This window comes from Streptomyces sp. NPDC057428, from assembly GCF_042803195.1.
Lineage (GTDB): Bacteria > Actinomycetota > Actinomycetes > Streptomycetales > Streptomycetaceae > Streptomyces.
This window is the reverse complement of the sequence record NZ_JBHVCT010000018.1, coordinates 1-22,466: the sequence shown is the minus strand read 5'-3', so window position 1 is coordinate 22,466 and position 22,466 is coordinate 1. Positions and strand designations below refer to the sequence as shown.

Genomic DNA, 22,466 nt, shown 5'->3' with positions numbered 1-22,466 from the left:
AACGCATTGCGCTCAGGTTAACGAGCGCTAACCCGCCTGTCTAGAATGAATTCTCATGAGCACCCATGCCGCCGCCCGAGTCGCGGCTCCCACCCGCCGCGAGCAGATCCTCCGGGAGGCCGCCCGCCTCTTCGCGGAGCGCGGTTTCCACGGTGTCGGAGTCGACGAGATAGGGGCGGCCGTCGGCATCAGCGGGCCCGGCCTCTACCGGCACTTCCCGGGCAAGGACGCCATGCTCGCCGAGCTGCTCGTCGGGATCAGCGAGCGCCTGCTGGCGGGCGGCAGGCTGCGCGTCACCGAGGACGGCGCCTCCCGGGGCGGTTCGCCCGAGGCGCTGCTGGACGCCCTCATCGAGGGCCACATCGACTTCGCGCTGGACGACCGTCCCCTGATCACGCTCCACGACCGCGAGCTGGACAGGCTGCGTGACACCGACCGCAAGCGCGTGCGCCAGCTCCAGCGGCAGTACGTCGAGGTCTGGGTCGAGGTCGTACGCGCCCTCTATCCCGGGCTCCCGGAGGGGGAGGCCCGGGTCACCGTCCACGCCGTGTTCGGCCTGCTGAACTCCACGCCCCACCTCACCCGGCCCGAGGCCCTTCCGGACCGTGAGGCGACGGCCGCGCTCCTGCACCGGCTCGCGCGCGGCGCGTTCGCGGCGGCTGCCGTATCGGGCTGAGGCCCGTCTGCCCGGGCCGGCGCCGGCCTCCCGGCCCGCGGCGGCGTGAGGACCGGTCCGGCCCCGGCGCGACCTAGGGGCCCGTCGGATCCCGCGGTGCGGGACGCCCGGCACGCGGTACGCCCCTGACGGCACAATGGGTGCATGCCGATACCCAGCCGCGCCGCCCTCGTCGAGCACCTCGTCCGCACGCGTATCGCGGGCGATGTCGCCACCCCCCGGGACAACAACCTCTCCCACTACCGCCAGCTCGCCAACGGCAACCGCCATTTCTGGCTGGGGCTCGAGCTCGGCGACCGGTGGACCGACGAGCAGGACGTGCTGGCCGTGATGGCCGAGCGGTGCGGTGTCGTCGACGACCCGGAGCACCGGCAGGGGCAGGACACCATCGACCCGGAACTGACGGTCGACGCCCTGGACCGGATGGCGGCCCGGCTGCGGAAGGCCGCGGCCGACGGGGAGCGGGTCCTGTTCGCGACCGGCCACCCCGGCGGGCTGCTCGACGTCCACCGTCAGACCGCGAACGCGCTGCGGGCCGCCGGATGCGAGATCGTCAGGATTCCCGGAGGCCTGATGGCCGACGAGGGCATGGTCTTCCAGTTCGCCGACGTCGCCGTGCTGGAGCGCGGGGCCACCCTCTGGCACACGCACTCCCCGGTCCCCATGGCCACGATCCTGGACGCCCTGGAACGGGAGGGCCGGCCCATGCCCGACCTGGTCGTGGCCGACCACGGCTGGGCCGGGTGCGCGGGACAGCGCGGGATCGACTCGATCGGCTACGCGGACTGCAACGACCCCGCGCTCTTCCTGGGGGAGGCGGAGGGCACCCTCCAGGTCACCGTCCCGCTCGACGACCACGTCGCCGACCCGCGGTTCTACGACCCGATGACCGACTACCTCCTGGACGCCGCCGGACTGCTCCCCGCCGACGCGTGACGAGCCGTGAGCCCCGGTGCGCTGGGGCTCAGGCCCTCGTCGACCGGGCGTAGCGCCCCGCCAGCTCCTCCAGGTGGTGGACCAGCTCGGGCGGCCCGGTCACGGTGAAGTCGAAGCCCAGCATGCCCAGGTGGACGCCGAGCGAGTCCAGGGAGTCGGCGCCGGTGTCCAGGACGCAGGTGTCCGCGTCGACGGGCTCGACCGTTCCCACCGCCGGGTTGATCCGCTCCAGCACCGCCTGGGCCGGGGCGTGGACCGTCACCCGGGCGCGGTGGCGCCATGCCGCCGCAGACGCCTTGCCCGCGACGTACGCCGCAGCGTCGCCCTCCGGGTCCAGGCGGGGCGCGAAGCGCGGACCGGCCGGCAGCAGGGGTGTGAGCCGGTCCACGCGGAAGGTGCGCCAGTCCTCGCGGTCCACGTCCCACGCGACCAGGTACCACCGGCGGCCCCAGTTCACGACGCGCTGGGGCTCCACCAGGCGGCGCGCCGTCGCGCCCGCGTGGTCCCGGTACTCCATGCGCAGGCGCTCGTGGTCACGGCAGGCGGCCGTCAGTGTCATCAGCAGCTCCGTGTCGGTGTGCGGAGCGGGCCGGTCCGCCGGGACCGGGACGGCGTACTGCTGGAGGGCGCGGACCCGGCGGCGCAGCCGTGAGGGCAGGACCTGCTCCAGTTTGGCCAGGGCCCTGCCCGCCGTCTCCTCCGTACCGGCCAGGGCGCTCCCGGAGACGTTGCGCAGGGCCACCGCGACCGCGACCGCCTCGTCGTCCTCCAGGAGGAGCGGAGGCATCGCGCTGCCCGCCGCGAGCCGGTAGCCGCCCGTCGCTCCGCGCGAGGCGTCCACCGGGTAGCCGAGGGTGCGGAGCCGCTCGATGTCGTTGCGCACGGTCCGGCCGCTCACCCCGAGGCGCTCGGCGAGTTCCGTGCCGGGCCATTCGCGGGGGGTCTGGAGCAGCGAGAGCAGCCGCAGGAGGCGCGCGGAGGTTTCGAGCATCGGGATGCGGCCGCCTGTCTCTTTAGGAATGAACCGTGCCTATATGGATCTTAGAATTCCACTCATGGAGAACAGCAGCAACATCGCAGCTCAGCCTGTCCGTTCCTTCCGCGTGGACATCCCGCAGGCGGACGTCGAAGACCTGCGCGACCGTCTTGCCCGCACCCGCTGGAACACCGGTGTGCAGGGGGTCGGGGACTGGTCGCGAGGGGTGCCCGCCGACTACCTGAAGGAGCTCGCCACGTACTGGGCGGACGGCTTCGACTGGCGCAAGGCGGAGGCACGGCTGAACGACTTCCCCCAGTACGTCACCGAGATCGACGGCCAGGACATCCACTTCGCGCACGTCCGCTCGGACCGTCCCGACGCCACCCCGCTGCTCCTGATCCACGACTGGCCCGGATCGTTCGTCCAGTTCGTCGACGTCATCGAACCGCTCTCGCGCGACTTCCACGTCGTGGTCACCTCCACCCCCGGCGTGGGATTCTCCGGTCCCCTCACCTCGCCCGGCTGGAACACCGGCAGGATCGCGCGGGCGTTCACCGAACTGATGGAGCGTCTCGGCTACGACCGCTACGGCGTCCAGGGCAACGGCGGCGGTGCCTGGACCGCGGGCGAGATGGGCCGGATCGCGCCCGACCGCGTCATCGGCATCCACGTGAACGGCCTGGTCACCTTCCCCTCGGAGGATCCCGCGGACTTCGCCGGACTGACGGAGTCCGAGCAGGCCCGGCTGGAGCGGCTCCAGCACTTCCGCGACGACAAGATGGGCTTCAACGTCATCCAGTCGACCCGGCCGGACACGGTCGCCTACGGCCTGAACGACTCGCCGGCCGGCCAGCTCGCCTGGATTGTCGAGAAGTTCAAGGAATGGACGGACACCGCCAAGGAACTGCCCGAGGACGCGGTGGACCGCGACACCCTGCTCACCAACGTCAGCGTGTACTGGTTCACCGGCACCGCGGGGTCGTCGGCCCACCTCTACTACGAGGTGGCCCACGACCCGGCCGCCTGGGCGCCCAAGGAGCGCGGCACCGTCCCCACCGCCGTCGCCGTCGCCCTCTCCTCCGACGTCGCCGTCCGCCGCTTCGCCGAGCGCGACCACAACGTGGTCCGCTGGACCGAATTCGACCGGGGCGGCAACTTCCTCTCCCTGGAGCAACCCGAGCTTCTGACCGAGGACGTAAGGGAGTTCTTCGCGGACCTCGGCTGAGCGCCGCCGCGACGACGGTGAAGGTGGACCCGCCGCGTTCGAAGGCGTTGCCTCAGTCCCTCGGGACGCGGACCAGGCCCTCCTGGATGACCGTGACGGCCAGCTTCCCGTCGGCGGTGTAGATCCTCGCCTGGCCGAGACCGCGACCGCCGGACGCCGAAGGCGACTGCTGGTCGTAGAGCAGCCACTCGTCCGCGCGGAACGGGCGGTGGAACCACATCGCGTGGTCCAGGCTGGCCCCCACCACGTCCCCGGTCGCCCAGCCGCCGCGCCCGTGGGCGAGGAGGACCGAGTCGAGCAGGGTCATGTCGGAGACGTACGTCGCCAGGCAGACGTGCAGCAGCGGGTCGTCGGCCAGCTTGCCGTGCGTGCGGAACCAGACCTGCGAACGCGGCTCGCGCGGCTCACCGGCCGTGGCGAACGGCGGCGCGTCCACATATCTCAGGTCGACCGCGGCCCGGGCCTCCAGCAGGCGGTCCACCATGCGCGGATCGCTGAAGCGGTCCGCGTACCGGGGCAGCATCTCGGCGGCCGTCGGCAGCGTCTCGGGATCCGGGGCGGCAGGCATCCCCGCCTGGTGGTCCATGCCCTCCTCGTGCACCTGGAAGGACGCCGAGAGGTGGAAGACCGGCTTGCCGTGCTGGACCGCGACGACCCGGCGCGTGGTGAACGACCGGCCGTCGCGGATGCGGTCCACGGTGTAGACGATCGGCGCGCCCGGGTCCCCAGGACGCAGGAAGTACGCGTGGAGGGAGTGGGCGCCCCGGTCGTCGGGCACCGTGCGCCCGGCGGCGACCAGGGCCTGGGCCGCGACCTGGCCGCCGAAGACACGGGGTACGACCGCAGAACGGCTCGTGCCCCGGAAGATGTCCTGCTCGATCCGCTCCAGGTCGAGCAGATCGAGCAGGGAGTCGAGTGCCGCGCTCATGGAGGGGAACGTAGCCGCTCTCAGAGACCCATGGACTTGGCGATGATCGACTTCATGACCTCGCTGGTGCCGCCGTAGATGCGGTTGACCCGGTTGTCCGTGTAGAGGCGGGCGATCGGGTACTCGTTCATGAAGCCGTAGCCGCCGTGCAGCTGGAGGCAGCGGTCGATCACGCGGTGCGCGACCTCGGTGCAGAACAGCTTCGCCGATGCGGCCTCGGCGGGCGTGAGCTCGCCGGCGTCCAGGGCCTCGATGGCCCGGTCGCAGACGGCCTCCGCCGCGTCGACCTCGGCCTTGCAGGCGGCCAGCTCGAACTTCGTGTTCTGGAACGACGCGACGGTCTTGCCGAAGACGGTGCGGTCCTGCGTGTACTGCTGGGCGAACCGCACGGCGGCCGCGGCCTGCGCGTAGGCGCCGACGGCGATGCCGAGGCGCTCCTGCGGGAGGTTCTGGCCGAGGTAGGAGAAGCCCTTGTTCTCCTCGCCGAGAAGGTCCTCGACGGGCACCTTGACGTCGACGAAGGCCAGTTCGGCGGTGTCGGAGACCTTCAGGCCCAGCTTGTCGAGCTTCCGGCCGACCGAGTAACCCTCGGACTTGGTGTCGACCACCAGGAGCGAGATGCCGTGGCGGCGGTCGTCGGCCCTGGGGGCGTCCGTGCGGGCGCAGACGATGACCTTGTCGGCGTGGACGCCGCCGGTGATGAAGGTCTTGGCGCCGTTGAGGACGTAGTGCGTGCCGTCGTCGGAGAGCTTGGCGGTCGTCTTCATGCCGGCCAGGTCCGAACCGGTGCCCGGCTCGGTCATGGCTATCGCGTACATCGACTTGCCGGAGACGAAGTCGGGCAGCCAGCGCTTCTTCTGCTCCTCGGTGGCGTACGCCTTGAGGTACGGCAGGCAGAGCAGGACGTGGACGCCGGAGCCGCCGAAGGAGACGCCCGCGCGCGCGGTCTCCTCGTAGAGCACCGCTTCGAACTTGAAGGACTCCTCGCCCGCGCCGCCGTACTCCTCGGGCACCTCGATACCGAAGATGCCCAGCTCGGCGAGCTTGTAGTAGAAGTCGCGGGGCGCCTGGCCCGCCGCGAACCACTCGTCGTAGACGGGAACGACCTCGGCCTCGATGAAGGCGCGGATGGTCTTCCGGAACGCCTCGTGGTCCTCGTTGTAAACCGTACGGCGCACGGGGTGCCTCCTGGTGTCAGCTTCGGCTTCGGTCGCAGTGGCTAAGCGCTTGCTCAGACCCAGGGAAAAAGTTACCCGGCGGTCACTGCGACTGTCCAGGGTGATGCTGAGCACGCCGCCGCCCTGTCACCGCAAGGGCTGCCAGTGGCGTGCGGGTATCGGCCGGAATCACGAGTGGATCGAGGCGGAGCGGCAACGCGGGTCCGGCCGCTCTGTCCGCGCTGACAGCGGTCGCGACGGAAGCCGGTGACCGCACGGCCCCGCCGGGGTGCTGTCCGGGGGCGAGGGCGGACCACGCCCCCGGACAGTGGAGGTGAGGGCTGGTTCCGGACCCTCAACGGTGATTCGGCGCCGGAGCGCCCCCGGATTGGTCCCGGAATCCAGGTCGCGGAGAGTGCCGGCGCGCATCGCTGTGTAGCCCCGATGGCGGTAGGGGGCGGGCGGGCGCACAGTGAAAACAGGGGCCGGTGAGAACGGGCCGGCCCGTCGTACCGATACCTGTGAGGCAGTTATGGCTGATGTGGACGGGACGGAACGGACCGGACGCGGCACGACCACCATCTCCGACAACGTGGTGTCCACCATCGCCGGGATCGCCATCCGCGAGACGGACGGCGTGCACTCGGTGGGCAAGGGGGCCTCGAAGGCCCTGGGCGCCGTCACGGACCGGGTCTCCGGATCCAGCGGGGCGGGACGATCCGTCAAGGTGGAGGTGGGCGAGAAGCAGACCGCGATCGATGTCGACATCGAGGTGGAGTACGGCATCCCGATCCACGAGCTCGCCGACCGGATCAGGACCCGTGTGACGGACGCCGTCGAGACGATGACGGGGCTCGAAGTCGTGGAGATCAACATCAACGCCTTCGACGTCCACGTCCCGGGCGATGACGACGACGAGGACGACGGGGAGGGCAGGAGCTCGCGCGGTCAGTCCTCGCGCGTGCAGTGAGCCCAGGCACCCCGCACAGCCGGCCGCGGCCCGGCCGATGCCCCCTCCCGGGGAGATCCGGGAACGGGGTGGCCGGGCAGGCGGCCCCGTCCGGTGGCTGCTGAAGGAGCTGCTCACGGGTATGTGGCCGCTGAAGCTTCCCCTTGACCTTGGACCCCTGCGTATCCGGACCATCCGCTGCCGAGAAGCCCTCGACCGGAGCGCTCCCCGGATCTGTGGCAAATCCAGGGAGCGGCCGTGGGGTCAGTGCTATTGTTGCCGTGTGATCATCGAAGTTGACAGACCGTAGCCGTCTCAACGGCGGCGTCCCCGCGGGCACATGCGCACCAGCCCTCCGTGTACCTGACGCGGCCCCGGTCTCGTGCGTTGCTGCCACGCTCTTCCGAGCCGACGGCGTGATCACCTGTTCTCTCCCCTCGCCGGAGTACTCGGCCCTTCCGTCCGCACCCGGCCGTGCGCAACCTCTTCCCCGCTCGTGCGGGTGACCGGGTGCGCCCTGGACCGTGCCGGTCCGGACGGGGAGGGTGATCGGGCCGTCGCACCGTGAGGCATCGCCCCCGCCTTCGACAACGATCGCCTTCGTCGTGCTCACGAGGAGACACCGGTGCCGCAGAACACGATTGACGACTTCCCCTTCGAACGAGCCCCCGGCTGCCCGTTCGACCCAGCACCGCGGCTCGCCTCCCTGCGCGCCCAGGCCCCGCTGGTGCGGGCACGGATCTGGGACGGCGGGACGCCCTGGCTGGTCACCCGATACGAGGACCAGCGCGCCGTGCTGTCCGACCCCCGGTTCAGCGCCGATTCGAGCAGGTCCGGCCTGCCCGCACCGACCGAGGGGTTCGCGGCTCAGGGCCGCCAGGAGGTGCGGGCCCTGAGCATGCAGGACGGTCCCGAGCACGCGCGTCAGCGCCGCATGCTCATCGGCCACTTCACGGTCAGGAAGGCCACCGCGATGACTCCGCGGCTGGTACGGATCATCGACGGCCTGCTGGACCGGATGGAGTCCGCCGGGCCGCCGGCCGACTTGGTGGAGGCCTTCGCGCTGCCCCTGCCCTCCATGGTCATCGGCGAACTGTTAGGCGTCCCCGAGCAGGACCAGGCCCTCTTCCAGCGTGTGTCCGGCACCATGATCTCCCGGAACAGCTCCGCGCGGGACTTCACCGACGCCGCCGCCGAACTCGGCGAATACCTCGACGAACTGATCCGGCGCAAGGACGACGATCCCGGCGACGACCTGCTCAGCTCCCTGGTCGTCGCACGTATGCGCACGGGTCAGCTCACACCCGAGCTGCTCGTCGAGACCGCGATCACCCTGCTGGTCGCGGGGCACGAGACCACCACCAACCAGCTCGCCCTCGGCACCCTGGTGCTGCTGCGCAACCCCGAACAACTGGCCGTCGTCCGGGACAGCGACGACCCCGCCCGGGTGGCGTCGGCCGTGGAGGAACTGCTGCGCTACCTGTCCATCACGCAGACCGGACTCGCCCGGGTCGCCACGGAGGACGTCAAGATCGGGGGCCGGCTCATCCGCGCGGGCGAGGGCGTCATCGTGCCGAACGCTTCGGGCAATCGCGACCAGGCCGTCTTCGACGACCCCGATCGGTTCGACATCGCCAGGCCGGACGTACGCGGACACCTCGCGTTCGGTCACGGACCCCACCAGTGCCTGGGCCAGGCCCTGGCCCGCCTGGAACTGCAACTCGCCCACCCGGCCCTGCTGCGCCGCTTCCCCGGACTGCGTACCACCGTCCCGGACGAGGACATCGCCTTCAAACACGACATGATCGCCTACGGAGTGCACGAACTGCCCGTCACCTGGTGACCCGTCCCGTCACCCCTCCCATGTCTCCCACCTGCCGAGTCCCGGCTCACACCCATTCGTGAAGAGAACCATGTGCACACAGCGCTCGACGGGCGTCCGCCCACCGCACGCGGATCAGCAGGCCCGACCCGCTCCCGTGCCGTTCGACCCACAAGCAGCGATGGTCCTGGAGGGGTTGGGCGATCTGCGCGGCGCCGAGCCGGCCTCGCCCACTGACGTGCCGCGGTGGCGCGCGCACCTCGCATGCGTCGCTCCCGATCCCACGCTGGAGGAACTGTGCGAAGGCGGCCGCTTCGAGGTGGTGGAACGCGCGGTGCCGGGATCCGCCGGAGGGCCGGACGTCCCGCTGTTGATCGCCCGCCCGGCGGGACTGCCCGAGGGCGCCCCCGTCATCTACCACCTGCACGGCGGCGGCATGATCGGCGGCACCTGCCGCACCGGGGTGCCCGGCATTCTGCGCGAGTGGGCCGCACCCCTCGGCCTTGTGGTGGTCTCCGCCGACTACCGGCTGGCTCCCGAGCACCCCTACCCGGCAGGCGTCGAGGACTGCTACGCGGGCCTGGTGTGGGTGGCACGGCACGCCGCCCGGACCGGCGGCGATCCGGAGCGGATCGTGGTCGCGGGCGGCAGCGCGGGCGGCGGGCTGACCGCGGCCGTCGCGCTCATGGCGCGAGACCGGGGCGGACCACGCCTGGCCGGCCAACTGGCCATATGCCCCATGCTCGACGACCGCAACGACACCCCCTCGGCACGGCAGATGACCGGCCACGGCGTGTGGGACCGGCGCGCCAACGAGGCCGGCTGGGCCTCACTGCTCGGCGAGGCCCGCGGCACCGACCAGGTCCCGCCGTACGCCGCACCCGCCCGGGCCACCGACCTGTCCGGCCTGCCGCCGGCCTACATCGACGCCGGCGCCGCGGAGACGTACCGCGACGAGGACATCGCCTACGCCACCCGCATCTGGCAGGCCGGGGGCAGCGCCGAACTCCACGTCTGGTCGGGCGGATTCCATGGATTCGACCAGATCGCCCCCGACACCGCCGTGGCCCGCGACGCCCGCGAGGCCCGCGTCCGCTGGCTCCGCCGCGTTCTGGACCTGTAGCGGCGCGACATCTCAACGCGCCCGCGCGCCCATCATGTGACCCGCACCGGGCTGGTCACTCCACTGGACGAGTCGCATTGGCATGCTGACCGGTGGCATCGATCACAGCCGTGAGCAGCCCGATCATTCGGCTGTTTACGGTCGGGCAGCGCATCCCCGCGGTCGCTCCAGGCCCGGGACCACGGTCCGGGTGGCGCCCGTGCGAAGGCTCGGACGTCACCCGGAGCGACGTGAAGGCGAGGAAAGCGAAAGGACTGTTCACCGATGAGTTGAGAAGGAAGCCCCTTCATGGCCTCGCCACGGGCAACGCTAGCACTTGGCTGAGCTTAGGCCGGGATCAGGTCGCGCAGATTCGCGAGGGTGAGCACGCGGGAGTGGGGGTGAAGGCCCTCGGGACGTTCCAGGCCGATGTACGTCACGGGCTCGTCGGGGACAGCTGCCCCGTCCCACAGGTCCACGGCCGTCGCACGGTCGGACATCAGGCTGACCAGGTACCCGACCGTCAGGTATTCGCGCTCCACCACGGCGCGCACCACCTTGGACACCGACATCTGGTTCTCCTCGACACGGTTGCCCGACGAGATGCCCCGCAGATACAGGTGCAGCCACTTCGCCTGCCACCGGCCGCCGCTCCCGCGCCGGAACACCAGCGGCAGCGCCACCCGGCCCGCCCCGCGCAGCTCCGATCGCATCCGAACCGTGCGCGGCTCGAACGGACGGCCCTTCTGCTCACCGTCACGCAACATGAATCCGAAGAACGACTCCTCGGTCTCCTCGAAACCCTCGCCCGCATAGATGTTGACCTGCGGAACGATGAAGGTGGCGCGTATCCGGTCCAGGGTCAGTTCGATGAACTCCGAGGCCCCGTCGGGTGCTTCGGTGACATCGCCCGAGTGTTGGCCACCGACTGCGGTGAGCGAGGTGTAGGAGAGCGCGGAGTCAGTGGCGTAGTCGGCGCCGAGGAGCAGCGCCGAGAGGTCGTAGTCGGTCTGCTCCTCGGCCTCCTTCCAGTACACGAAGAAGCGCAGCCGTCCGCCGTCGACCTCGGAGACCGAGCCGCGCGGCAGCACGCCGAGTCCGGCCGTGGCGGCCCTGCCGCTGAGCGGAAGCGCCACGTCCAGGACGTCCGGGTCGAGCAGCAGCCGGCCCGGCGCCGGCAGCCTGCGACGCATCTCGGTGTCGAGGACGGCGGCCAGGCGGTCGAGGTCGGCCGCGGGAACCGGGGGCCGGACGTCTGGGGCGACCCAGCCGCTGCCCTTGCGGTTGACGAAGACCCTGGGCCTGCCGCTCTCCCGCTCCCGGTTGTGCAGGTGCTCGCGGACCGAGAGCACGACCCGGCCGGAGACCTCGGGAGCGGCCCGCGCCGCGGCGTCCAGTACCGCGTCCCGCTCCTCCTGTCCGGCGGCGGTGCGCAGCAGGTGGTCCAGTGACCGCAGCAGCCTGCCGGGCGCGGACGCCAGCAGTCGTACGGCACCGGGGACATCGGACGCGTCGAGCAGGTCCGCGACGCGGCTGTCGTAGGACCGTGCTCGCTTCTCACCCCGTGCGACGGCGAACACGTCGGCCGCGTGCGGCCAGCGCGGGTACTCGTGCGGGTGGAGACGCTCCCCGAGCCGCTTGAAGGGCTCACGGTGGGCGGATACGTCGGCCAGTTTGGCGGGGTTCGCGGCGACCACGGCGTCGAGGCCCGACAGCAGCGCACGGCGGACCGGCCGAGGCAGTGCTCCGAACCGGGTCGGCTCCCGCAGCGTCACGTCGCCGCCGGCGAGCGCGCAGGCCAGCCGCAGCGCGTCGACGACGCTGTCCAGCAGGAGGTCCGCGCCGGCGGTGAGACGGGCGGCGTTGACGACCGCCCGGTTCTCCCTGACCGGGATCGACTTCGGCTGGGGGCCGAGCGCGCACCGCCCGGCGAGGACCTCGAGATCGCCCAGGTGCTCGTCGCCCAGCGGCGTCGCACTGCCCGCCAGGGCCAGGTACAGGTCCGTCAGTTCGTCGTCCAGGTCACGCCCCAGGTGCAGGACGGTCACCCGGTCGCCCGCCGAGGCGATGAGCTCGTCCTGCGCCGCGAGCAGCTCCTCGTAGGTGTGCTGGTAGCGGCCGTAGGCGGGAAGACTGAGCAGGTTCAGCACCCCGCTCGCCATCTGCGACCGCACCGTCTCGAGCGACGTCTCGTCCCCGAGCGCCTCCACCACACACCGCGTCCAGAACTCCTCGGTGTCCGGTACGTTCGCCGGGAAGTCGATGAAGTACGCGTTGTGCCGGACGTGGTCACCCACCATCTCGCGCACGGCCCGCAGCGTCCGCTCGGCGGTGTGCACGACGGCGGCCTCGGACAGCCCGGACAATTGCGCCAGCAGTTGTGCCGAGAGCTTGAAACCGACGGAAGTCAGCGCCGCGTCGAACTGTCGCGCGACGACGCCGCCTTCCCCCACGGAGCCCTTCGGGCAGGGAACGCGGTAGGTGTGCCGGATGACCATTGCTTCGAGACCGTACGTCATTCGAGGATGATCGCAGACCTGTACGAAGCGCCGTACAGTCTTCGCCGTCTCGTACGACGAGGGAACACCTGGCAGGCCGCCCTGGCCGTCGACGGGACGCGCCTGGTCCCGCGGCACCCGGCCATGAGGGCCGGTCTCCTTGCGGGCCAACCGACCGACGCCCGGGGCGGCACGCTGGTCCAGAGGATCGAACGCGTCTGCTTCACCACCCCGTAGCCCCTCAGACCCGACGGCCGGGGCCGCGGTGGTCGGAGCCACAGCCCCCTGATCCGCGCCCGGTCGGCGCACGCCTACGATCGGATCGTGAGCAAGTGGAGCAGAGGCCTTACCGCGGCCGGGGTCACGGATCCCGGGGCGCGCCGGGACTACGACGCGCAGCGGCGGCTGGTGGCGCGGTTCCGCCGGACCTCCTACCTGGCCGTCCGCCTGCTGCTGCCGCCGCCGGTGCTGCCGCACGTCGTCGCGATGACGGCCGTGATGCACCACGGCGACAACCTCCTGGACAGCGGCCCGCGGCCGCGGCGGGAGGCGGCCTGGGCGGACTGGGAACGGCGGGTGCGCGACGGGCTGGCGACCGGCACGAGTGACGATCCGCTGATCCGCGCGCTGGTGCGCACCGTCGCCGCTCGCCCCCGGCTCGGCCGGAGGGTGGAGGAGTACCTGTCCACCGCCACCGCCGAGCTGGAGTTCGCCGGTTTCGAGACCGAGGACGACTACCAGTCCTACGTGGACGCATACTCCCTGCCCGCCTTCATGCTGGTGGCCGAGCTGCTAGGGCCGGACGGTGACGCCGGCGGGCGGTACCGGGCGGCGTGCCGGACGTTCATCGACGGCAGTCAGCGGCTCGACTTCGTCAACGACCTCGCCGAAGACCTGCGGGAGGGGCGTGTGGGGATCCCGGTGAGCACACTGGAGAAGTTCTCCGTCACGGTGGCCGATCTGGTCGCGGGGTTTGCCTCTGCCGGCCTGCGGGAGCTGCTGGACGAGCAGATCGGCCTGGCCCGTGCCGCTCTCATGGAGAGCCGCCGGCTGACGGGGCTCGTCCCGGTCGGCAGCCGGCGACTGGTGCGCACCCTCATCGAGATCGAGCTGCTCACGGCGGACGCGGCGCGCGAGCGTGGGCCGGGGCTGCTGCGCGCGGCGGTCGGCCCGCCGAAAGCGGGGGCGGCACGCGTCCTGCTGCGGGGCGGTGCATGAGGGGTGCGGAGGGGGCCGGTGCACCCGCTGGGCCGCCGCCTGGAAGACCGCTGAAGCTTCTCGTTGTGGGGACTGTCCGGCCGCGTGCCAGGCGGCCCGGGCGGGACGAGGTGAAGGGCAACCGGGCGTTCATCCTCATCATGGGGGTGGACACACTGATTACCGTATGAACGCCCACAAGGCGTGCACGGTTCAACGAAAGGCACCCGCACCCATGAGCAGCAACGAAGCGCCGCGCGGCCCCGTCGACTCCTCCCGCGTACCGCGGTACGCCGGACCCGCGACGTTCGCCCGGCTGCCGCGGCTCGACGAGGTCGGCACCGCCGATGTCGCCGTCGTCGGCGTGCCTTTCGACAGTGGCGTCTCCTACCGGCCCGGCGCCCGCTTCGGCGGCAACGCCATCCGCGAGGCCTCGCGCCTCCTGCGCCCCTACAACCCCGCGCAGGACGCCTCCCCCTTCGCCCTCGCGCAGGTCGCCGACGCGGGCGACATCGCGGCGAACCCCTTCAACATCAACGAGGCGGTCGAGACCGTCGAGGCTGCGGCCGACGACCTGCTCTCCACCGGCGCCCGGCTGATGACGCTCGGCGGCGACCACACCATCGCGCTGCCCTTGCTGCGCTCCGTCGCCAAGAAGCACGGGCCCGTCGCCCTGCTCCACTTCGACGCGCACCTGGACACCTGGGACACCTACTTCGGCGCGGAGTACACCCACGGCACCCCGTTCCGCCGGGCCGTCGAGGAGGGCATCCTCGACACGGAGGCGCTGTCCCACGTCGGCACACGCGGCCCGCTGTACGGCAAGCAGGACCTCACCGACGACGCCAAGATGGGCTTCGGCATCGTGACCTCCGCCGACGTCATGCGGCGCGGGGTCGACGAGATCGCCGACCAGCTTCGGCAGCGCATCGGCGACCGGCCGCTCTACATCTCCATCGACATCGACGTGCTCGACCCGGCGCACGCCCCCGGCACCGGCACCCCCGAGGCGGGCGGCCTCACCTCGCGCGAGCTGCTGGAGATCCTGCGCGGGCTGTCCTCCTGCCACCTCGTCTCGGCCGACCTGGTCGAGGTCGCCCCGGCGTACGACCACGCGGAGATCACGTCCGTCGCCGCCTCCCACACCGCGTACGAGCTGACGACGATCATGGCCCGGCAGATCGCGGAAGGCCGGACCAAGTGAGCCACGACCACGACGACCGGCCGCAGCTCACCGCCGCGCAGGCGGAGGCGGCCCTGCGGCCCCCGGCCGGCCGCAACGGCGGTGACCTCGTCGTCGAGACCCTCCAGGGCCTCGGCGCCACCACCGTCTTCGGGCTGCCCGGCCAGCACGCGCTCGGCATGTTCGACGCGCTGCGCCGCTCCTCGCTCTCGTACGTCGGGCTGCGGGTGGAGAACAACGCCGGCTTCGCCGCCGACGCCTACGGCCGCATCACCGGTGAGGTGGCCCCGCTGCTCCTCTCCACCGGCCCCGGCGCGCTGACCTCGCTGGCCGCGCTCCAGGAGGCCGCCGCGGCCTCGGCCCCCGTGCTGGCGATCTCCAGCCAGATCCCGACCGCCGGGCTCGGCGGCGGACGCCACGGCTACCTGCACGAACTCCGCGACCAGCAGGCGTCCTTCCGCGGCGTCGTGAAGTCCGTGCACACCGTGCGCACGGCGTCGCAGATCCCCTCCGCGATCGCAGCCGCCTGGGAGTCCGCCCTGACCGCCCCGCACGGGCCGGTCTGGGTCGAGATCCCGCAGGACGTGCTGATCGCCGGGACGGTCCTGCCCGTCGTCAGCGCGATCGACGCCACCCCGCGCGAGCTCTACCCGCGCCCCGAGCTGACCCTGGCGGCCGCCCACCTCCTGTCGAACGCCGAACGTCCGGCGATCATCGCCGGCGGCGGGGTCGTCCGCTCGGACGCCGCGGGCAAGCTGCTCGCGCTCGCGGAGAAGATCGACGCCCCCGTCGTCACGACCTACGGCGGCAAGGGCGCCTTCCCCTGGAAGCACCCGCTCTCGCTCCAGTCCTGGCTCGAGGACCGGTACACCACGGACTTCCTGGAGTCCGCGGACGTCCTGCTGGTCGTCGGTTCCGGACTCGGGGAGCTCTCCTCGAACTACCACACGTTCGCCCCGCGGGGCCGGGTGATCCAGATCGAGGCCGACGCCGGGAAGCTGGAGTCCAACTACCCCGCCCTCGGCATCCACTCCGACGCCCGGGAGGCACTCGCCGATCTCCTGGACACGGTGGAGCCCCGCCGGGACGAGAGCGCGGCCGAGCGCGTCCGTACGCTGCTCGGCAAGGTCCACGACCGCATCGCGGCGCAGCACCTCACCCTGGAACAGCAGGTGCTCGACTCCGTGCGCGAGGCGCTGCCCGACACCTCGCCCAGCTTCTGGGACATGACGATCCTGGCCTACTGGGCCTGGTCCGCCTTTGACGCCCGCCATCCGAACACCATGCACTCGGCACAGGGCGCGGGCGGCCTCGGCTACGCCTTCCCGGCCGCGATCGGCGCAGCCGCTGCCGACCGGACCAGGCCGGTGCTCGCGGTCTCCGGCGACGGCGGAGCGATGTACTCGATCGCCGAGCTCGCCACCGCCCGGCAGTACGACCTGCCCGTCACCTGGCTGATCGTCGACGACGGGGGCTACGGCATCCTGCGCGAGTACATGACGGGCGCCTTCGGCGAGACCACGGCGACCGAGCTCTCCCGCCCGGACTTCGTCGCCCTCGCCGAGTCCTTCGGGGTCCCCGCCGTCCGTACGACCCCGGAATCCCTGGCCGCCGACCTCGGCAAGGCCTTCGCGGCCCCCGGCCCGTCCGTGGTCGTCCTCCCGGCCCTGCTGAGGATGTTCGAGCCGACGCACCTGTAGCTGAACCCGTGCGGCCGGGTCCGGGCGGAAGACCGCGCCCGGCCGCACACCTGTTCACAGGGCCTTGGCGATCTCCGCCTTCTGGACGGCGACGCCCTCGTGGAAGCGCTCCTGGAGCGCGCCGTCGCGCAGGGAGCCGGGCAGATCCCGCCCCGAAGGCAGCAGATCCGGGATGGACCTGAACACGACGGCCGCGGGGCCCGACTTCCCCCGGTTCCTGGCCGCCAGCAGGTACTTCCCGGCCAGATGAAGGTGCACGGTCAGATGCTTCGACGGCTCCAGGATCAGCTTCCGCTGGACCTCGGACCTGCTGAGCGAGTGGTTGTCACCCTCGGCGAGCCGCCCCAGCTCCGCCAGTGCCGCGTAAAGCCGGCCGCAGAGGTAGGCATCGGTCCTGTGGTCGTTCGCCATCGTCTTCCCCGTTCCGTGATCGCGTCGTCCGCCCACCCATCCATACCCCGGTCGTCCCAGGACCACCCGGGCCGTATCTCCGGCCAAGTGCCGGGAATTGTTGCGGAAGGATGAAATCCGGGGTCGGCGGCGTTGGGGAGTTTCGGTAGATCAGGCAGGGCAGCGGGGCGACACAGGAGGTACGGGTGGCAGGCGCGGAGGAACAGGGGTGGGGCCGGAGGCTGACCGGGTACGCCTGGCGCTACCGGCGCAACGTGGTGCTCTCTCTCGGCTCCTCCCTCGCCGGCATGGGCGTGCTCGCCCTCGTCCCCCTGGTCACCAAGGTGATCATCGACGACGTGGTCGCCGGCAGCACGCGCTCGATCGGCGTCTGGACGGGCCTGCTCATCGGCGCGGCCGTCCTCGTCTACATCACCACCTTCGTCCGCCGGTACTACGGCGGCCGGCTCGCCCTGGACGTCCAGCACGACCTGCGGACCGAGATGTACGAGACCCTCACCCGTCTCGACGGGAAGCGGCAGGACGAGATCTCCACCGGGCAGATCGTGGGGCGTGCCACCAGTGACCTGCAGCTGATCCAGGGCCTCCTCTTCATGCTCCCGATGACCATCGGGAACGTCCTGCTCTTCCTCCTCTCCCTCGCGATCATGGCGTGGCTCTCGCTTCCCCTGACCCTCATCGCCCTCGCGGTGGCCCCCGCCCTGTGGTTCATCGCCCGTCGCTCCAAGGCCCGCCTCTTCCCCGCCACCTGGTACGCGCAGAGTCAGGCCGCCGCCGTCGCGGGCGTGGTCGACGGGGCCGTCACCGGGGTCCGGGTCGTCAAGGGATTCGGCCAGGAGGAGCAGGAGACCGGCAAGCTCCGCGAGGTGAGCCGCAGGCTCTTCGCGGGCCGTCTGCGCACCATCCGGCTGAACTCCCGCTACACCCCCGCGCTCCAGGCCGTCCCCGCCCTCGGCCAGGTCGCGATGCTGGCGCTCGGCGGCTGGCTGGCCACCAGGGGTGAGATCACCCTGGGCACGTTCGTCGCCTTCTCCACCTACCTCGCGCAGCTCGTCGGCCCGGTCCGGCTGCTCGCCGTGGTCCTCACCGTCGGTCAGCAGGCCCGGGCCGGCGCGGAGCGCGTCCTGGAACTGATCGACACCGAACCCTCCATGCGGGACGGCAGCAAGGAACTCCCGGCGGACGCCCCCGCAGGCGTCGAGTTCGACGACGTCCGCTTCGGCTACCAGGACGACCGTCCGGTGCTCGACGGCTTCTCGCTCACGATCGAGCCCGGTGAGACCGTCGCCGTCGTCGGTGCGTCCGGCAGCGGCAAGTCCACCCTCTCGCTCCTGCTGCCGCGCTTCTACGACGTGTCGCACGGAGCCGTCCTGGTCGGCGGCCATGACGTCCGCGAGCTGACCCAGACGTCACTGCGCGCCGCCATCGGGCTCGTCCCCGAGGAAAGCCTCCTCTTCTCGGACTCGGTCGGCGCCAACATCGCTTTCGGGCGCCCGGAGGCCACCCAGAAGGAGATCGAGCGGGCCGCGCGTGCCGCGCAGGCACACGACTTCATCACCGAACTGCCCCAGGGCTACGACACCAAGGTCGGCGAGCACGGGCTCACCCTGTCGGGCGGCCAGCGCCAGCGTGTCGCGCTCGCCCGTGCCATCCTCACCGACCCCCGCCTGCTGCTCCTGGACGACGCCACCTCCGCGGTCGACGCCCGCGTCGAGCACGAGATCCACGAGGCCCTGGCGGAGGTCATGCGGGGCCGTACCACCCTGCTGATAGCCCACCGGCGTTCCACCCTCGGCCTCGCCGACCGCATCGCCGTGCTCGACCGGGGGCGGCTCGCCGACATCGGCACGCACGCGGAGCTGGAGCGCCGCTCCGCGCTCTACCGGCGCCTGCTCACCGACCCGGACGAGCTGGGCGGCACCTCCCCGGGACACCGGCCCACCGTGGCCGCGCCGGCCGAGGACGACCGCGCCCTGCAGGCGGAGTTCGACAGCGAATTCGACGTCGACCAGGGCATCACCCCCGCCCTGTGGATCCGGCAGGAGGAGCAGCGCGAGACGGCGGCCGCCGCTGCGGGCATGCCCGCCTCGCCCGAGCTCCTCGCCCAGGTCGAAGCACTGCCACCGGCCACCGACGTCCCCGGCATCGACGAGGCGAGCGCGGTGCGCCCGGAGAAGTCGTACGGTCTGCGCAGGCTGCTGGACGGCTTCGGGCTACCGCTGCTCGTGAGCCTGGGACTGGTCGCCGTCGACGCGGGCATGGGTCTGCTCCTGCCGGTGCTGATCCGGCACGGCATCGACGACGGCGTGACGAAGATGGCGCTCGGCGCGGTCTGGGCGGCTGCGGCGCTCGGCCTGCTCGCCGTGACCGTGCAGTGGGCGGCCCAGATCGGTGAGACCCGGATGACGGGCCGGACCGGCGAGCGCGTGCTGTACTCCCTGCGCCTGAAGATCTTCGCGCAGCTCCAGCGGCTCGGCCTCGACTACTACGAGCGCGAGCTGACCGGCCGGATCATGACCAGGATGACGACGGACGTGGACGCCCTGTCCACGTTCCTGCAGACCGGCCTGGTCACCGCCTTCGTCTCGCTCGTCACTTTCTTCGGCATCACGGTCGTGCTGCTCGTCCTGGACGTGCAGCTCGCGCTGGTCGTCTTCGCGACGCTGCCGGTGCTGATCGTCGCCACGTTCTTCTTCCGCCGCAAGAGCGTCAAGGCCTACGAGCTCGCCCGTGAGCGCATCAGTACCGTCAACGCCGATCTCCAGGAGTCCGTTGCCGGGCTGCGGATCGTGCAGGCCTTCCGGCGCGAGGCCGACGGCGCCGAGCGGTTCGCGCGGCGCAGCGAGCACTACCGCGAGGCCCGAGTGCGCGGGCAGTGGCTGATCTCCGTCTACTTCCCGTTCGTGCAGCTGCTGGCCTCGGTCGCGGCGGCCGCCGTACTGATGGTCGGCGCGCACCGTGTCGACAACGGCACGCTGACCGCCGGTGCGCTGGTCGCCTACCTCCTCTACATCGACCTGTTCTTCGCCCCCGTGCAGCAGCTGTCCCAGGTCTTCGACGGCTACCAGCAGGCCAGTGTCTCCCTCGGCCGGATCCAGGAGCTCCTGCGGGAGCCGACGTCCACGGCCGACCACGAGGAGGCCCTGGACGTGACGTCGCTGCGCGGCGAGATCGCGTTCGAGGACGTGTCGTTCGCCTACGCCGGAGACGAGGAGGCCCTCACCGGTGTCGCACTGCGGATCCCGGCCGGCCAGACGGTCGCGTTCGTCGGTGAGACGGGTGCCGGCAAGTCCACGCTGGTCAAGCTCGTCGCCCGGTTCTACGACCCCACCAGCGGGCGGGTCACGGCGGACGGCACGGACCTGCGGCGGCTCGACCGCACGGCGTACCGGCACCGGCTCGGGGTGGTGCCCCAGGAGGCCTACCTCTTCGAGGGGACGGTGCGTGACGCCATCGCCTACGGACTCCCGGAGGCGACCGACGCGCGGGTCGAGGCGGCGGCCAGGGCGGTGGGCGCGCACGACATGATCGCCACCCTGGACGGTGGCTACCTGCACGAGGTCGCCGAGCGTGGTCGCAATCTCTCGGCGGGCCAGCGGCAGCTCATCGCGCTGGCCAGGGCCGAGCTGGTGGACCCCGACATCCTGCTGCTCGACGAGGCGACCGCCTCCCTCGACCTCGCCAGTGAGGCCCAGGTGAACCTGGCCACCGACCGGCTGGCCGGCCGCCGCACCACGCTGGTGGTCGCCCACCGGCTGACCACGGCCGCCCGTGCGGACCGGGTCGTGGTGATGGACCGGGGCCGGGTCGCCGAGGACGGCACCCACGACGAACTGCTGGCCATGGACGGCACGTACGCCCGGCTGTGGCGCACCTTCATAGGGGAGGGCATAGGGGAGGACGCCCCGGCCGGTGTGTGAGGTCCCCGGCCCGCCCCGCAGGTCCGGAACCCGATGACCCCCTCCGCGCGTCGTACACCGGGCCGTAGTCGACAGCGGCCGGTTCACCACGATGGCGGGCCCGGTCACGGTGCACGCGCTGAACCGCTGCGTCAGGGCCTCCGGTTCCGTCGCCGGCTCCTCCGGCTCAACCTGGTGGATCCTCTGCTGACGGCCAACCGGGGCTGGCGTGAGCGGTGTTCCCCCGCTAGGTTCACGGCGTCTGTCGTGAATCAAGGGGAGGGTGCATGCGCAAGGCGCTCAGAGGCATTCTGTCGCTCGCGGTGCTCATAGGCACAGTGAGTGCGACCGGTGCCTCGGCCGGTGCGGCCACCGCCGCGGAACCGGCCGCGAAGCAGAGCAGCGGCTCTACCAGCAGCGAGAGCAGCAACGAGGACATCAAGGACCGCATCCTGGCCATCCCGGGGATGAGCCTGATCGAGGAGAAGCCCTATCCCGGATACCGCTTCTTCGTTCTGAACTACACCCAGCCGGTCGACCACAAGCACCCGTCCAAGGGCACCTTCCAGCAGCGCATCACCCTGCTGCACAAGGACACGAACCGGCCGACGGTCTTCTTCACCAGCGGCTACAACGTCTCGACCAACCCGAGCCGCAGCGAGCCGACCCAGATCGTCGACGGCAACCAGGTGTCCCTGGAGTACCGGTTCTTCACCCCGTCCCGCCCGGCACCCGCCGACTGGTCGAAGCTGGACATCTGGCAGGCCGCCAGCGACCAGCACCGGGTCTTCAGCGCGCTGAAGAAGATCTACTCGAAGAACTGGCTGACCACGGGCGGCTCCAAGGGCGGAATGACCGCCACCTACTTCGAGCGCTTCTACCCGAAGGACATGGACGGCGTCGTCGCCTACGTCGCCCCCAACGACGCGGTCAACGACGAGGACTCGGCGTACGACCGGTTCTTCGCCCGCGTCGGGACCAAGGAGTGCCGCGACCGGCTGGCCGGTGTCCAGCGCGAGGCCCTCGTCCGGCGTGAGCCGCTGGAGAAGAAGTACGCGGCCTACGCAGCCGACAGCGGCTTCACATTCAACACTGTCGGCACGCTCGACAAGGCGTACGAAGCCGTCGTCATGGACTACGTCTGGGCGTTCTGGCAGTACAGCCTGCTTGCCGACTGCGAGACCGTCCCGGCCGACGCGAAGAACGCCACCGACCAGGAGATCTGGGACTCCGTCGACGGCATCTCGGGCTTCGCCGCATACGCCGACCAGGGCCTGGAGACCTACACGCCGTACTACTACCAGGCAGGCACCCAGCTCGGCTCGCCTGACATCGAGCAGCCCTGGCTCGGCAACCTGAGCCGCTACGGCTACCAGCCGCCGCGTTCCTTCGTGCCGCGGTCCATCCCCATGAAGTTCAAGCCCGCCGCCATGCGGGACGTGGACAGCTGGGTCAGGAACAACGCCCGGCACATGCTCTACGTCTACGGCGAGAACGACCCGTGGGGCGCAGAACCCTTCCGGCTCGGCCGGGGCGCCCGTGACAGCTACGTCTACACGGTGCCCGGCGGCAACCACGGCTCGAAGGTCGCCGGTCTCGTCGCCGACGAGAAGGCGAAGGCCACCGCCGCCGTCCTGCGCTGGGCGGGGGTCGCGTCGGCGGCCGTCCAGGCCGACCCGGCGAAGGCGAAGCCGCTCGCGAAGTTCGACTCCCGGCTGGACAAGCGGGACGCCGAACTCCAGCGCGACCAGGGCACGCTGCGCCCGTAACGCACGAAGGGGGCCCGCCGGGTGCGGTTCGTACC

Annotated in this window: 17 protein-coding genes; 12 read left to right on the top strand and 5 right to left on the bottom strand. The window is 71.3% G+C overall.

The genetic code is table 11. The features are described 5' to 3' along the window. Positions 1-55 precede the first annotated feature (55 nt). Positions 56-676, top strand: a complete 621-nt coding sequence (locus tag ACFU5K_RS10020) for a TetR/AcrR family transcriptional regulator (RefSeq protein ID WP_384058736.1) — start codon at positions 56-58, stop codon at positions 674-676. A 144-nt stretch (positions 677-820) separates the two neighbouring features. Continuing rightward, complete coding sequence (locus ACFU5K_RS10015; RefSeq protein WP_384058734.1) at positions 821-1,612, top strand: phosphatase; 792 nt, start codon at positions 821-823, stop codon at positions 1,610-1,612. 28 nt (positions 1,613-1,640) lie between these two features. On the opposite strand, the gene ACFU5K_RS10010 is transcribed toward ACFU5K_RS10015, so the two are convergent. Beyond that, entirely contained in the window at positions 1,641-2,603 is a 963-nt protein-coding gene (locus ACFU5K_RS10010; protein WP_384058732.1) for a helix-turn-helix transcriptional regulator, read from the bottom strand. A gap of 64 nt (positions 2,604-2,667) precedes the next feature. On the opposite strand from ACFU5K_RS10010, the gene ACFU5K_RS10005 reads away from it, so the two are divergent. Continuing rightward, entirely contained in the window at positions 2,668-3,816 is a 1,149-nt protein-coding gene (locus ACFU5K_RS10005; RefSeq protein ID WP_384058730.1) for an epoxide hydrolase family protein, read from the top strand. Between the two features lie 52 nt (positions 3,817-3,868). On the opposite strand, the gene ACFU5K_RS10000 is transcribed toward ACFU5K_RS10005, so the two are convergent. Together ACFU5K_RS10000 and ACFU5K_RS09995 are read right to left on the bottom strand one after the other, a co-directional pair. After that, a complete protein-coding gene (locus ACFU5K_RS10000) occupies positions 3,869-4,744 on the bottom strand; it encodes an acyl-CoA thioesterase (protein ID WP_384058728.1) in 876 nt (291 codons plus the stop codon). A 20-nt stretch (positions 4,745-4,764) separates the two neighbouring features. Then, complete coding sequence (locus ACFU5K_RS09995) at positions 4,765-5,922, bottom strand: acyl-CoA dehydrogenase family protein (protein WP_384058726.1); 1,158 nt, start codon at positions 5,920-5,922, stop codon at positions 4,765-4,767. Positions 5,923-6,433: 511 nt separating this feature from the next. On the opposite strand from ACFU5K_RS09995, the gene ACFU5K_RS09990 reads away from it, so the two are divergent. The 3 genes from ACFU5K_RS09990 (at position 6,434) to ACFU5K_RS09980 (ending at position 9,795) form a co-directional block, all read left to right on the top strand. After that, positions 6,434-6,871: an Asp23/Gls24 family envelope stress response protein gene (locus tag ACFU5K_RS09990; protein ID WP_384058724.1), complete on the top strand. Its 438-nt coding sequence runs from the start codon at positions 6,434-6,436 to the stop codon at positions 6,869-6,871. A 604-nt stretch (positions 6,872-7,475) separates the two neighbouring features. Then, positions 7,476-8,693: a cytochrome P450 gene (locus tag ACFU5K_RS09985; RefSeq protein WP_384058722.1), complete on the top strand. Its 1,218-nt coding sequence runs from the start codon at positions 7,476-7,478 to the stop codon at positions 8,691-8,693. A 136-nt stretch (positions 8,694-8,829) separates the two neighbouring features. Then, complete coding sequence (locus ACFU5K_RS09980) at positions 8,830-9,795, top strand: alpha/beta hydrolase (RefSeq protein ID WP_384058826.1); 966 nt, start codon at positions 8,830-8,832, stop codon at positions 9,793-9,795. 326 nt (positions 9,796-10,121) lie between these two features. On the opposite strand, the gene ACFU5K_RS09975 is transcribed toward ACFU5K_RS09980, so the two are convergent. Continuing rightward, positions 10,122-12,293 carry a TerD family protein gene (locus tag ACFU5K_RS09975; RefSeq protein ID WP_384058720.1) on the bottom strand — a complete coding sequence of 724 codons (2,172 nt, stop codon included), beginning with the start codon at positions 12,291-12,293 and terminating at the stop codon, positions 10,122-10,124. A 6-nt stretch (positions 12,294-12,299) separates the two neighbouring features. On the opposite strand from ACFU5K_RS09975, the gene ACFU5K_RS09970 reads away from it, so the two are divergent. The 4 genes from ACFU5K_RS09970 to ACFU5K_RS09955 all read left to right on the top strand — a co-directional run bounded on the left by ACFU5K_RS09970 (position 12,300) and on the right by ACFU5K_RS09955 (position 16,352). Continuing rightward, complete coding sequence (locus ACFU5K_RS09970; RefSeq protein ID WP_384058718.1) at positions 12,300-12,509, top strand: hypothetical protein; 210 nt, start codon at positions 12,300-12,302, stop codon at positions 12,507-12,509. 87 nt (positions 12,510-12,596) lie between these two features. Beyond that, on the top strand, positions 12,597-13,490 hold the full coding sequence (locus ACFU5K_RS09965) for a phytoene/squalene synthase family protein (RefSeq protein ID WP_384058716.1): 894 nt from the start codon (positions 12,597-12,599) through the stop codon (positions 13,488-13,490). 214 nt (positions 13,491-13,704) lie between these two features. Further along, a complete protein-coding gene (gene speB, locus ACFU5K_RS09960) occupies positions 13,705-14,673 on the top strand; it encodes an agmatinase (protein ID WP_327118414.1) in 969 nt (322 codons plus the stop codon). Further along, positions 14,670-16,352 carry a thiamine pyrophosphate-binding protein gene (locus ACFU5K_RS09955; RefSeq protein WP_384058714.1) on the top strand — a complete coding sequence of 561 codons (1,683 nt, stop codon included), beginning with the start codon at positions 14,670-14,672 and terminating at the stop codon, positions 16,350-16,352. Before speB ends, ACFU5K_RS09955 begins: the two co-directional genes overlap by 4 nt. Before the next feature lie 54 nt (positions 16,353-16,406). Here the strand turns inward: ACFU5K_RS09955 and ACFU5K_RS09950 are convergent, their stop codons facing one another. Further along, positions 16,407-16,763, bottom strand: coding sequence for a hypothetical protein (locus ACFU5K_RS09950; protein ID WP_384058712.1), 357 nt, complete (start codon positions 16,761-16,763; stop codon positions 16,407-16,409). Between the two features lie 185 nt (positions 16,764-16,948). Between ACFU5K_RS09950 and ACFU5K_RS09945 the strand changes: the two genes are divergently transcribed. Together ACFU5K_RS09945 and ACFU5K_RS09940 are read left to right on the top strand one after the other, a co-directional pair. Next, positions 16,949-20,683, top strand: coding sequence for an ABC transporter ATP-binding protein (locus tag ACFU5K_RS09945; protein ID WP_384058711.1), 3,735 nt, complete (start codon positions 16,949-16,951; stop codon positions 20,681-20,683). 266 nt (positions 20,684-20,949) lie between these two features. Further along, positions 20,950-22,431 (top strand): S28 family serine protease, encoded by a 1,482-nt coding sequence (locus ACFU5K_RS09940; RefSeq protein ID WP_384058708.1) that lies wholly within the window; start codon positions 20,950-20,952, stop codon positions 22,429-22,431. Positions 22,432-22,466 lie beyond the last annotated feature (35 nt).